1 protein-coding gene is annotated in these 252 nt (G+C 54.0%); it reads left to right on the top strand.

Annotated elements, in window-relative coordinates:
- Window positions 1-252: GLUG motif-containing protein (locus tag AC0IYH_RS32930; protein WP_471838581.1), on the top strand; the 252-nt coding region annotated here is incomplete at both ends.

Raw genomic sequence — 252 nt, 5'->3', positions numbered from 1 at the left:
GGTCAGCGTCGTGGGAAACTATGACTGGTGGCTGGGAGGACTGGTTGGCAATACCACCTCAGCCAGTACGATCATCAACAGCTATAACTCGGGTGAAGTGGTCGGCAGGTACACCGCAGGTGGCTTGGTTGGCAATAATCTGGGCAAGATCACCGATAGTTTCAATAGCGGCAATGTGTCAGGAACCACCAGTACAGGGGGGCTGGCGTCCCATAATCGCGCTACTGGAGTCATCACCAACAGCTTCAATAC

This window comes from Pseudomonas sp. AC463 (assembly GCF_979253585.1).
This window is presented reverse-complemented; position numbering and strand designations above follow the sequence as displayed.